A 12,941-nucleotide genomic window follows, 5' to 3' on the forward strand; every position below is an offset into this window, starting at 1 on the left:
GGGTTGGGATGGGGTATGAATGGCGACTCATGAATGATCAGTGAGTCGTTTTTACCGGAGTATCTGGCTTTTTATCGTTACCCGCGATGTACGGGCTCCACGGCTGGGCGCGGATAGGTTTGTCGGTCTGCCAGACCACATTGAACTGACCGTTGGATTCGATTTCGCCGATCATCACCGGTTTGTGCAGGTGATGGTTGGTTTTATCCATGGTCAGCGTGAAGCCGGATGGTGCGGCGAAGGTCTGCCCGGCCATGGCGGCGCGGACTTTATCCACGTCCGTCGTACCGGCTTTTTCCACCGCCTGTGCCCACATATGGATACCGACATAAGTCGCTTCCATCGGGTCGTTGGTGACCGCATTATCGGCGTTTGGCAGTTTGTGGGCTTTAGCGTAGGCCTTCCATTCGGCCACGAATTTCTTGTTGGTCGGGTTATCGACGGACTCGAAGTAGTTCCACGCCGCGAGATCGCCCACCAGCGGTTTGGTGTCGATCCCACGCAGTTCTTCTTCACCCACAGAGAACGCCACTACCGGCACATCGGTCGCTTTCACACCCTGATTTGCCAGCTCTTTGTAGAACGGCACGTTGGAATCACCGTTGATAGTGGAAATCACGGCAGTTTTTCCGCCTGCGGAGAATTTCTTAATGTTGGAGACGATAGTCTGATAATCGCTGTAACCGAACGGCGTATAGACTTCTTCGATATCGCTGTCTTTCACGCCTTTGGAATGCAGGAAGGCGCGCAGAATTTTGTTAGTAGTTCGCGGATACACATAATCGGTGCCGAGCAGGAAGAAGCGTTTGGCCGCACCGCCGTCTTCACTCATCAGATATTCCACCGCCGGGATCGCCTGCTGGTTAGGCGCTGCACCGGTGTAGAACACGTTTGGCGACATTTCTTCGCCTTCGTATTGCACCGGATAGAACAGCAGGCCGTTCAGTTCTTCAAACACCGGCAGCACGGATTTACGCGACACCGAGGTCCAGCAGCCAAACACTACCGCGACTTTATCCTGCGTCAGCAACTGGCGGGCTTTTTCGGCGAACAATGGCCAGTTGGAAGCCGGATCGACGACCACCGGTTCCAGTTTTTTGCCCAGCACGCCGCCTTTGGCGTTGATGTCGTCAATGGTCATCAGCGCCACGTCTTTCAGCGGGGTTTCTGAAATCGCCATGGTGCCGGAAAGCGAGTGCATGATACCGACTTTGATGGTGTCGGCAGCCTGCGCGCTCCAGGCCAGGCCCATGCTGACTACGGTGGCGGAAAGAGCAAAGGCTTTAATAAAACGTCGACGTTGCATAGATGAATCCTCTGTAAAATGCTGTGATTTAAATACGTTAAGAGAACGCGGGTATGATGAAAGTCGAAACAACATTTAAAAAAGTCATGACGGGTTGCCCTCGTCACTCTCCGCCCGCGCCCGGTGCAACATATGCAAAGTAATTTTTCGCACCTCGGCTTTACTGACGGCAATGTGGTCGTGTAACTGGCGTTGTGCCTCCCCGGTTTGTTGTTGAATGATGGCGAGCAAAATGCCCGCATGCTCTTTATAGGTGGCGTTAACCCGCTCACCTTTGGTGAAATCCAGACGCCGGATGATGCGGATTTTCTCCGTCAGTTCGCGGTGGATACGCGCCATTTCGGCGTTACCGGCTGCAGCCACCAGCGTCATGTGAAACGCTTCGTCATAACGCGATACCACCTGGCCATCTGCCAGCTGAGGCTGATCAACCCAGAACGCTTTCAGTTCGGCCAGCTGCAAGGGCTGGGCGGCAGGCGGCAATGCGCACAGCCGTTTTACCGCTTCCAGTTCCAGCACGATGCGCAGGTCGTACAATTGCTCGAAAAAGTCGAAATCGAACGGGCGCACCTGCCAGCCGCTGCGGAAAAACACTTCGACGTAGCCTTCGTGCTCCAGCCAGAACAGCGCCTGACGTACCGGTGTGCGGCTGACGTCCATCCGGTCGGCAATGTCGTTTTCACTGAACCGGTCACCCGGCAGCAGGCGAAAACTGAAAATGTCGTCTTTCAGTTGCTGATAAATGCGTTCCGCCAGCCCTTCCGGACGGCTTTTACTGCGTGAAGATTTCGGGCCAGTCAGTTGCATAAAATATTCCCTTAGGTTTTTAAAACAGTGTTGAACGGCTTCAGACGGCGGTGTCCAGCCACAACAATGCATCACCTGGCCCGACCGGACGGCCTTGCTGGCAACTGATTTTGAGGACAGTGCCGGCGCAGGGTGCGTTCACTGACAGCTCCATTTTCATGGCCTCCACCACGATCAGCGGCTGGCCTTCTTCGACCTGCTGCCCCGGCTGCACCAGAATTTTCCAGACATTGCCGTTGAGGTCGGCGCTGACCAAATGCCCGTCCTGATCCGCATCGTCTTCCACTAACTGCACGGCGTTGGCAGCCGCTTCCACGGCGGCGCTTTCCGCTTCGTGCCAGTGCGCCACTTCGCGGGTAAAAGCTTCAGTTTGCCGGGTGCGAAAATCAGCAATATCGGCGGCGTTATCCGCAAGGAATTGCGTATATCGCGCAAAATCGAACTCCGTCTCTTCGATACGGATTTGTGCGCGCCCTTCACGGAAAGCTTCGCGCTGAACTTCCAGTTCGGCTTCAGTAACTTCGTAGAACCGCACCTGGTCGAAGAAGTGCAGCAGCCACGGCTCACCATTCCTGAACTGCTCATTTTTCAGGAACTTATTCCAGATCGGCAGCGTGCGGCCGACCAGCTGATAGCCGCCCGGCGAATCCATGCCATAAATACACATGTACATGCCGCCGATGCCGACCGTGCCTTCGGCGGTGAAGGTCCGCGCCGGGTTGTATTTGGAACTGAGCAGGCGATGGCGCGGATCGACCGGCACCGCGCAGGGTGCGCCGAGATAGACATCACCCAGGCCGAGGATCAGATAGCTGGCGTCGAAAATGATGTTTTTCACCTCTTCACGGTTTGCCAGCCCGTTGGTGCGCTGGATGAAATCAACGTTATTGGGCAGCCACGGCGCATCGGCCCGCACGGTTTGCTGATAGCGTTCGACCGCACCGAGCGTCGCTGAATCTTCAAACGCCATCGGCATATGCACGATGCGGGTCGGGATTTTCAGCTGGCTGACATCGGCCAGATTGTGTTCCAGCGTCAGTAAGTGTTGCAGCAGCGCGGTCTGATGCAGCACACGGCTGTCGTAGCGGATTTGCAGCGAGCGCACGCCCGGCGACAGTTCTTCTATACCTTGCTGACCGGCGGCCCTGATGGCGTTCATCAGCAGATAAATGCGCATGCGCACCGCCAGATCCAGCACGTTATCGCCGTACTCAATCAGCACGTAGCTGTCACCTGCCTGCCGGTATTCCACCGACGGGCGTTCCGCCGTCGCCGGTAAAGCCGCAAGAACCGTGGCGGAAGCGGTGTTGTCCGGCAGCAGGGACGGCACGGGCAGCGCTACCGCGTTGACCGGCATCAGTGAATCGAGCGTGGCTTGTTGTGCCTGTTCCAGCGCCTGCGCCTGCTCAAAACTGATCGGATGGAAACGGATTTTATCGCCCGGTTTTACCTGTCCGACTTTCCACAGTTCGGCTTTGGCGATGGTCACCGGGCAAACGAAACCGCCGAGGCTTGGCCCGTCGCGGGTCAGAATCACCGGAAAGTCGCCGGTAAAGTTGATCGCGCCAATGGCGTATTCACAGTCATGAACATTCGAGGGATGCAGACCGGCTTCGCCGGCGTCCTGTCGCGCCCATTGCGGTTTCGGACCGACCAGCCGCACACCGAGGCGGTTGGAGTTGTAATGCACCTGCCATTCGGCAGCAAAAAAGGCATCGATGGATTCTTTCGTGAAGAAATCCGGTGCGCCGTGTGGCCCGTAAAGCACCCCGATATTCCAGAGTTCACCGTAAGGCGGCACGATATTTTCCGCTGCTGCCTGCGGTAAACTGACCGGCGCAGGCGTAGTGCAGGCCGCGAGTGCCGGCTGCGAGACGGTCAGCATATCGGCGACGCGCAGCGTGCGGCCGGCGTGACCGCCAAACTGCCCGAGCGCAAAGGTTGAGCGGCTGCCGAGATACACCGGCACGTCGAAACCATTACGCACGGCAAGATAAGTGCGGCAACCCTGCGTGGCGCGGCCAAGCGTCAGCGTCTGACCGGCTTTCACCTCCACCGGCTGCCAGTAAGACACGGGTTCGCCGTCAAGCGTTGCCGGGCAACGTGCACCGGTCAGTGCGATAACGGTGTCGCAATGAAAACGCAGCACCGGCCCCTGCAACGTGAATTCCAGGCCAGCGGCATCCGGATGATTACCGACAATGCGGTTGGCGAGACGGAAGGCGAAATCATCCATCGGGCCGGAAGGCGGCACGCCGATATCCCAGTAACCGAGACGTCCCGGATAATCCTGCACGCTGCTGTAGGTGCCGGGGGCAATCACTTCGATGGCGTTTGGCGCGTAAGCAAAACTGTCGAGCATGCGTGTCCACATCTGACCTTCGCGGAATACCGGCGTGGCAACCACCTGTCGCAAATAATCGATATTGGTGGCGATACCGTGCAGGCGGGTGGCGGTCAGCGCGGCGGACATTTTCACCAGTGCATCCTGACGATCGGTGCCGTGAACAATCAGCTTGGCGATCATCGGGTCATAAAATGCTGACACTTCGCTGCCGGTAGAGACCCAGCCGTCGACACGCACATCGCCGGGGAAAAATACTTCAGTCAGCACGCCGGGACTTGGCTGGAAATTCTTCAGCGGATCTTCAGCGTAAATACGCACTTCCATGGACGCGCCCTGCGGGGATTTTTCCATGGCAGACCAGTTCAGCGGGATACCGGCGGCAACATTCAGCATGCATTCGATCAAATCCAGACCGGTGACCATTTCGGTGACCGGATGTTCAACCTGTAAACGGGTATTCACTTCGAGAAAATAAAATTCGTCGCGCGCGGCGTCATAGATAAATTCAACGGTACCGGCGCTGCGGTAACTGACCGATTCACCCAGCTGCACGGCGGCGCGATGTAACGCTTCGCAGCTGGCCTGCGGCAGATTCGGTGCAGGCGTTTCCTCCACGACTTTCTGATTGCGGCGCTGCAATGAACAGTCCCGTTCACCGAGAGCCGCCACGCGGCCTTTGCCGTCGCCAAAAATTTGCACTTCGACATGGCGGGCGCGATCGACAAAGCGTTCCAGAAACACACCGGCATCACGGAAAAACTGCTCGCCGAGACGTTTCACGCTGTCCCACGCGGCGCGTAATGTCTCTTCATCGTCGCAGCGCGTCAGGCCAATCCCCCCGCCGCCCGCGGTACTTTTCAGCATCACCGGATAGCCGATTTCAGCGGCAGCTTTCACCGCTTCATCAATGCTGTCGAGCAAACCGGTGCCCGGCGTCATCGGCACATTTGCGGCTCCGGCTAATTCGCGGGCGCGATGCTTGAGGCCAAACTCGCGGATTTGTCCGGCGGTCGGGCCGATAAAGGCAATCCCGGCGGCTTCGCAGGCATCGGCGAATTCTGCGCTTTCGGATAAAAAGCCGTATCCCGGATAAATTGCCTGCGCGCCGGTTTCTTTGGCGGCGGCCAGAATTTTGTCGATCATCAGGTAGCTATCACTGGCCTTTTCGCCGCCCAGCGCGATGGCGATATCCGCCTGTGTGACATGCGGTGCATTGCGGTCGGCATCGGAATAAACGGCCACGCTGGTAATGCCCAGACGTTTCAGCGTGCGGATCGCACGGCAGGCGATTTCGCCACGGTTAGCAATCAATACGATATTGAACATGTGCGTTCCTCAGCTTTTTACCGGTGATGAATTGAGGCTGTGGAGGTAACTTCTCCAGCCGCCAAACGCCGTGATATCTGTGGCTCCGCTGATCGCCCACGGTTCACAAATAAACCCTTTTACGATGCGGCCATCTGCCAGTTCGAGAGAGCCGATACCCAGCGGTGCCGGGATTTCAGCGACAAATTCACCAAAGCGCGCCAGCGGGATATCCCAGAGTTCGACGATGATGGTGCTGCCGCCTTCCGCCCGCACCAGCCCCGGTTTGGGCGGTGTGGTGTTGGCGAGGGCGTAGAGCTTGTAGGTAGCCGCGGTAGTGGTTTGTTCGACGCGCACCGCATGGCGGCTGGTGAGCTGGAAATTGAGTGGCATACCGGTCAGGTGAGCGCCGACTACGGCGACGCGCACGCAGGCAGCATTCACCGGCGTGGCAGTCATGAATTCTTCAGGTTTCATCGTAAGCCCGGTCGCACCGAGCGGCAGGCTCAGGCTGCGCTGCCACTGACGGCCAAAATTCGCCAGCGCATCATCGTGCCAGGCGGGAGCGATAAGGGTGATACCGGCGGGCAGGCCGTCCGCACGCAGACCGGCAGGTAGCGCCAGCGCTGACAAATCCGCCAGATTGGTGAAGTTGGTGTAAATGCCGAACTGCGAGTTGTAGAGCACCGGCTCCTGTACCAACTCTTCCTGTGTGCGGATGGTTGGCGATGTCGGCACGACCAGCGCGTCAAATCCTTCCAGCGCCAGATGAATTTTGCGCGCCAGTTCCGCCCGTAAATACTCGGCGCGCCAGGCGTCACAGGCGGTATAGTTCACGCCATTAGCCACTATCCCGCGCACGACCGGATCCATCGCTTCCGGACTTTCCTCAAATATTTCGCCAACCGCCACGGTACGTTCTGCCACCCACGCACCGTAATACAACTGTTCAGCCAGTTCGCGGAACGGCGTGAAATCAATGGGTTCCAGTGTCACCCCATGGTGGCGCAGGTGATCGAGGGCCTGGTTAAACGCCGCTTCTGCCTGTGTATCGCCAAAGAATTCCAGACGATCGGGCACGGCAATGCGCGGCTGTGCCGGTAAGGCCACCGGCGCGGTATGTGGATTTTTACGGGAATAGGCATCGGCGGCATCATATCCGCCAGCGGCGTGGGCAATGATTTGGGCATCGGCGACGGTCAGGGCGAAAATCGAGACGGTATCATTCAGGCGACAGGCCGGCACCACACCGGTATTCGACAGCCAGCCTTTGGTCGGTTTCAGCCCGACAATATTATTAAAGCCAGCCGGAACGCGTCCGGAGCCGGCGGTGTCGGTACCCAGCGAAAATGCCACCAGACCGCGGGCCAGCACCGACGCAGAACCGGAACTGGAACCACCACTGACGTACTCCGGATTGAATGTATTACGTACGGCGCCATACGGTGAGCGGGTGCCCACCAGACCGGTGGCAAACTGATCCAGATTGGTTTTACCGATCACCACCGCGCCTTTGGCTTTCAGGTTGGCGATAACGGTGGCATCCGCATCTGCGGTATAAGCAAACGCCGGACAGGCTGCCGTGGTCGGCCAGCCAGCGATATCCATATTGTCTTTGACGGCGAACGGCACGCCAAACAACGGCAGGGCGCTCAGGGAACCTTCAGCCTGATCGCGCAGGGTTTCAAGACGGGTGATTTGTGCTTCAAGCTGCTCTGCCGTGGCGAGATAAATCCAGGCGGTGTCTGTTTCACTCAGGCTTGCCAAAACCAGGGAAAGCGTGGTGCGCAGGCTGTCCGGCGCGCTGCGATAATGTTGCTGCCATTCCCGTAAGGTAAAGCCGCGAAAGGGTGACGCAACGGTGTCTGAAACTGAGGCCATTTTCTGAATCCCATCTGGTATACAAGATTGAATTCATCTAAGCAAAGCCTGTGCCAAATCATTAGCTATTGATATTAATGGGTTTAGGGTTCGTTATATAACCGGGCTGTATATTTGTTGCACCATGGACGGAATGCAACTGAACAAAAATGGGGCGAAAATTTGCGCTTTGTGCAGCCACCGTTCCAGGTAATTGCATTATTATTTTCCCAATAATGCTCCTGAAGGACATATCTTTAAGAGGCTGTCTTTCTGCAAAACTTTTTTAGGAAACCCCTGCTTAATGCAACTTCGTCGTCTCTCTGAACGCCTGAAAAAACTGTTACTGGCACTGATTCTGGTGGTTATTACGCTTTTCGGGGTGCGTACTTATGACGCCTTACAGGGGCCGCCGCTTGAGCCATGGCATAAACTGGTGCCGGACGAGCTGAGCACCGAACAGCTTGATAAAAGCGACTGGCCTGCCTATTTACGTGCCGAGCAACAGGCTTTTGTTGAAGTGAAGCAGCAGGTGACGGATAAGCTGGACAGCGGGGACCGTATCCCGCTCAACCGCTATTATGACCGCAGCCCGATTTATCCGGAACGTTTTGCACAGGACTGGAACCGTTCTTATGAACTGATGCCCGACGGTAAGCCGGTCGGCGCTGTGGTGTTGTTACACGGCCTGACGGATTCCCCTTACAGCCTGAGGCATATTGCGCAGGATTATCGCCGCCGTGGATTTGTGGCTGTCGGTATCCGTCTGCCCGGCCACGGCACCGTACCCGGCGGGCTGACGCGGGTGGACTGGGAGCAGTGGCTGGCGGCCACCCGGCTGGCGGTGCGTGAGGCGCGTCGCGCAGCTGGCACAGATGTGCCACTGCAACTGGTGGGTTTTTCAAACGGGGGAGCGCTGGCGATGAAATACACGCTGGATGCCCTTGATAACCCTGCACTGGCGAGGCCTACGCGCGTGGTGCTGATTTCCCCGATGATTGGTGTGACGAGTTTTGCACGCTTTGCAGGCTATGCGGGCTGGCCGGCTATTTTCCCGGCCTTTGCCAAAACGGCCTGGCTGAACCTGATGCCGGAATTTAATCCTTTTAAATACAATTCCTTCCCTGTAAAAGCCGCCCGTCAGTCCTATCTGCTTACTCATGTTTTGCAGCAGCAGATCAGCAAGGATGCGCAAACTGGCAAGCTGGCGCAGTTACCGCCGTTGCTGGCGTTTCAGTCAGTTGTCGATTCCACCGTCAGTTCCCGTGCGGTGGTGACGGCGTTGTTTAATCAGCTTCCCGCCAACGGCAGCCAGCTGGTGCTGTTTGATATCAACCGCAGTGCTTATGTCGGCCCGCTGTTGCGTCCTTCCTCTGAAGCTGCAGCAGAGCGCCTGTTACCTGCGCCACCGCGCACGTATCAGACGACGGTTGTCACCAATGCCTCACCGGATGATGCCGCCGCTGTCGCAAAAACTACTGCGGCGGGGCAAGGTACTGCGGCGGTCAGCCCGCTGGGGTTGAATTATCCTTCAGAGTTCTATTCGTTATCGCATGTCTCGCTGCCTTTCCCGACTGACGATTCGTTGTACGGGCGCAGTCCTCAAGGCCCGGCGCAATTTGGCATCAGGCTGGGAACACTGGCGGCCCGCGGGGAAAATGGCGCACTGGTGGTGAGTATGGATCAACTGATGCGGGTTTCATCTAACCCGTTTTATCCGTACATGTTGCAGCGTATTGAAGGTTTTTGATGCAGGCAAAGCAGATGAACAATAAAATATGCTTGCGATAATATCGTGCGCTATATATATTGGCGACATGAACATGAAAACAGATACCGACCCGACACAAAACCGCATGCTGCATCTGGATCAACAGATGTGTTTCGCGCTTTACTCTGCGAATCTGGCACTGCATAAGGTTTACCGTAAGTTGCTCGGGCAGCTCGGACTCACTTATCCGCAATATCTGGTGATGCTGGTGCTGTGGCAACGTGATGAAGTCACGGTGTCGGAAATTGGTGAAAAATTGTTTCTGGATTCAGCGACCTTAACGCCGCTGTTAAAGCGCCTCGAGGCGGCAGATCTGCTGGTGCGTCAGCGCGCCAAAGCCGACGAACGTCAGGTGATTATTTCTCTCACCGCTGCGGGTAAGATGTTGCGCGAAAAAGCGCAGGGTATCCCCGAAGCCATTCTGTGTGCGACAGAATGCGATGTCGGCGAAATCGTGGCGCTGAAACAGCAGCTCGAAGTATTACGGGCTAAGCTTCAGGATAAAGCGTAAGTCTGAGTGCCGTATGAAACAGACGATTCCGCAAGTGCTTCTTCGGAGTGTCGGATAGTATTAATAAAGTAGTGCACGATTAAATCGTTTAAAACTAATAAGTGTTTATCACCGATAAGGAACGAAATATGTCTATTGAAAAAGTTGTGTATCGTGCTCATGCATCCGCGACCGGTGGCCGTGATGGCCGTGCGACTTCCGATGACGGCGTTCTTGACGTCAAACTGGGTGTGCCAAAAGAGATGGGCGGCATGGGGGGCGGTACTAACCCTGAGCAACTTTTTGCTGCCGGTTATTCCGCCTGTTTCCTTGGTGCACTGAAAGCCGTGGCCGCGCAGGAAAAAATTAAGATCCCGGCTGACGCTAAAATTGAAGGTGCGGTAGGGATTGGAGCCATCCCTGGCGGCTATGGTATTGAAGTGCAGCTTGATATTACCCTGCCGGGCTTTGAGCGCAGCGAAGCCGAAGCGCTGGTGGCTAAAGCGCATCAGGTGTGCCCGTACTCCAACGCGACCCGTGGCAATATCGACGTCACGCTGAACGTTAAATAGTGTTCTGATCCACAACGCCTTCACCAGGGGAATGTTGTGATGTATCAAAACAAAAATCTCAGGAGGCTCCGGCCTCCTTTTTGCTTTTTCCGTGTGTATTCCCTGACAAACAGAAAACATTCAAAAAAAATTGATGTCGCCGTACAGGCATAACCCTTCTGAACGCCATATACACCTCATTCTCAGCATAATCTGTGAACCAGTCCGCTATAAACATGTCACAATGATTCCAAATCTTTCAAAATACGTTAGGAAAGTTACTTTTCATGAATAGAGTGAAGACTCTATCGCAGCAAAATATCTCTTTATTGTTAGCGATTTACATTGGCATTTTTTTGAATGTCTCTGTGTTCCAGCGCCGCTTTGCTGCATTGGTCAATCATTTCACATCAGCTGAACTGGTGCAGGCCGTCACTGAAGTCTGCGCCATCGTCTTATTCACCTTCTTTGTTCTGCGTCTCCTCTCACTGGGCGGGCGGCTGTTCTTCCGCGTTATCGCCAGCTTGCTGGTGCTGATTTCCGTTGCTGCCAGTTATTACATGGTGATGTTCAATGTGGTGATCGGTTACGGCATTGTGGTGTCGGTGATGACCACTGATATCGATCTGAGCAAAGAGATCATCGGTTATCACCTGTTTATCTGGATGGCGCTGGTCAGCGCAATCCCCCTGTTCCTCATCTGGAAAAACAATCTGCGCTTTACACTGATTGAGCAGATGAAAACGCCGGGACAGCGGGCGTTGCCTTTAACTGTGCTGCTGGCGGCGGCATTGCTGGTCTGGTTGCCGCTGCGTTCTCTGGATCACGCCCAGAGCGTCAATGAGAAGAAAACTAACGTGGATCTGCCGAGTTATGGCGGCGTGGTCGCGCACTCCTATCTGCCCTCTAACTGGCTGGCTGCACTGGGTTTGTACGCCTATACGCAGGTGGATGAAAGTCAGGATGCCAGCCATTATTTTGATCCTGCAAAAGAATTTACTTATGTGCCACCCGCCGGTATTGATGACACCTATGTGGTGTTTATCATCGGTGAAACCACCCGCTGGGATCACATGGGGATTTTAGGGTATGAGCGCGATACCACGCCGCGCCTGTCCAAAGAGAAGAATCTGGTCGCGTTTCGCGGGACATCCTGCGATACGGCCACTAAGTTGTCACTGCGCTGTATGTTCGTGCGTGAAGGCGGTACGGCGGATAACCCGCAGCGTACACTGAAAGAGCAGAACATATTTGCAGTGATGAAGTCGCTGGGCTTCACCTCTGAGCTGTTCGCGATGCAAAGCGAGCTGTGGTTCTATAATAATGCTGACACCAATAATTTCTCCTTCCGCGAAATCATCGCCTCGGAAAAGCGCAACGATGGCAAACCGGTGGATGACATGTTGCTGGTCAATGAGTTACAGCAATCACTGGCAACGCATCCTAAAGGCAAGCATCTGGTGATCCTGCATACCAAAGGCTCGCACTATCTGTATTCCCAGCGCTATCCGCGCAGTTACGCCCGGTACACACCGGAGTGTAAGAGCAATACCTGCACCAAAGCGGAACTGATTAATGCCTTCGACAATAGCGTGTTGTATACCGATACCTTTATCGACAACGTGATTGATCAGTTGCGTGATAAGAAAGCGCTGGTGTTTTACGCCTCGGACCACGGTGAATCTATCGATGAGAATTCGCATCTGCACGGTACACCACGCGAGATGGCACCGCCGGAGCAGTTCCGCGTGCCGATGATGGTATGGGCTTCGGATAGTTTCCTTGAACAACCGGACCATAAACTGGCATTTGAGCAGTTACAGGCGCAGCAACGTGTGGGCGCAAAGAAACGCCATGTGGAGTTATTCGATTCAATTTTGGGCTGCCTGGGCTACACCTCGCCAGACGGTGGTATCAATCCGGCGAATAACTGGTGTGCCAAACCTCAGGCAGAACAGAAGTTGTAGGTCATTTTGGCGGCGTATCGGATAATTTCTGGCCAGTCAGTTCGGATGTTTCAAAAAGCCATTGACGCTCCCAGGGGGTCGCAGTAAGATGCGCCCCATTCGGCGAGTAGCGCAGCTTGGTAGCGCAACTGGTTTGGGACCAGTGGGTCGGAGGTTCGAATCCTCTCTCGCCGACCATATTTGAAAAACCTGCTTTTAAAGCAGGTTTTTTTTCGGCTGTAGTAAAGAGGATGAGAACCTCCGAAGGAGGTTTGAGCCGAGCGAAGCGAGACCACGTTGCTTTAGCAACGGCCCGCAGGGCAAGCATCGCAGATGCGCGTAATCCTCTCTCGCCGACCATATTTGAAAAACCTGCTTTTAAAGCAGGTTTTTTTTCGCCTGTAGTAAAGAGGATGAGTTTGAAGAACCTGCTTTTAAAGCAGGTTTTTTTCGCCTGTAGTAAAGAGGATGAGTTTGAAGAACCTGCTTTTAAAGCAGGTTTTTTTCGCCTTTTTCCGCTTGCAATTTATGAGCCAGAATTTAAAAACCCTATAACAT

The 12,941-nt window shown here is 55.2% G+C and carries 8 protein-coding genes, 1 tRNA gene and 1 other RNA gene; 6 read left to right on the top strand and 4 right to left on the bottom strand.

All coding sequences use genetic code 11. From position 1 onward, the window contains the following. Positions 1–37: 37 nt before the first annotated feature. The 4 genes from urtA to atzF all read right to left on the bottom strand — a co-directional run bounded on the left by urtA (position 38) and on the right by atzF (position 7,646). The gene (gene urtA, locus J1785_RS10205; RefSeq protein WP_129953968.1) at positions 38–1,306 is read right to left on the bottom strand and encodes an urea ABC transporter substrate-binding protein; all 1,269 of its coding nucleotides are present in this window, start codon (positions 1,304–1,306) and stop codon (positions 38–40) included. Between the two features lie 84 nt (positions 1,307–1,390). Then, positions 1,391–2,113: a GntR family transcriptional regulator gene (locus J1785_RS10210; RefSeq protein WP_129953966.1), complete on the bottom strand. Its 723-nt coding sequence runs from the start codon at positions 2,111–2,113 to the stop codon at positions 1,391–1,393. 40 nt (positions 2,114–2,153) lie between these two features. After that, the gene (uca, locus tag J1785_RS10215) at positions 2,154–5,786 is read right to left on the bottom strand and encodes an urea carboxylase (RefSeq protein WP_217219349.1); all 3,633 of its coding nucleotides are present in this window, start codon (positions 5,784–5,786) and stop codon (positions 2,154–2,156) included. Positions 5,787–5,795: 9 nt separating this feature from the next. Further along, the gene (gene atzF, locus J1785_RS10220) at positions 5,796–7,646 is read right to left on the bottom strand and encodes an allophanate hydrolase (protein ID WP_217219350.1); all 1,851 of its coding nucleotides are present in this window, start codon (positions 7,644–7,646) and stop codon (positions 5,796–5,798) included. Between the two features lie 283 nt (positions 7,647–7,929). Between atzF and J1785_RS10225 the strand changes: the two genes are divergently transcribed. The 6 genes from J1785_RS10225 (at position 7,930) to J1785_RS10250 (ending at position 12,743) form a co-directional block, all read left to right on the top strand. Next, positions 7,930–9,375 (top strand): alpha/beta hydrolase, encoded by a 1,446-nt coding sequence (locus J1785_RS10225; RefSeq protein WP_217219351.1) that lies wholly within the window; start codon positions 7,930–7,932, stop codon positions 9,373–9,375. 73 nt (positions 9,376–9,448) lie between these two features. Continuing rightward, on the top strand, positions 9,449–9,907 hold the full coding sequence (locus J1785_RS10230; RefSeq protein ID WP_129953959.1) for a MarR family winged helix-turn-helix transcriptional regulator: 459 nt from the start codon (positions 9,449–9,451) through the stop codon (positions 9,905–9,907). Positions 9,908–10,035: 128 nt separating this feature from the next. Then, on the top strand, positions 10,036–10,458 hold the full coding sequence (locus J1785_RS10235) for an organic hydroperoxide resistance protein (RefSeq protein ID WP_013573432.1): 423 nt from the start codon (positions 10,036–10,038) through the stop codon (positions 10,456–10,458). A 266-nt stretch (positions 10,459–10,724) separates the two neighbouring features. Further along, complete coding sequence (eptB, locus tag J1785_RS10240; protein ID WP_129991513.1) at positions 10,725–12,404, top strand: kdo(2)-lipid A phosphoethanolamine 7''-transferase; 1,680 nt, start codon at positions 10,725–10,727, stop codon at positions 12,402–12,404. Positions 12,405–12,504: 100 nt separating this feature from the next. After that, positions 12,505–12,581 (top strand) — tRNA-Pro (locus tag J1785_RS10245). A gap of 32 nt (positions 12,582–12,613) precedes the next feature. Next, a non-coding RNA gene (locus J1785_RS10250) (RtT sRNA) lies at positions 12,614–12,743 on the top strand. The last annotated feature ends 198 nt before the right edge of the window (positions 12,744–12,941 follow it).

It is taken from the genome of Rahnella perminowiae (genome assembly GCF_019049755.1).
GTDB classification, from domain to species: domain Bacteria; phylum Pseudomonadota; class Gammaproteobacteria; order Enterobacterales; family Enterobacteriaceae; genus Rahnella; species Rahnella perminowiae.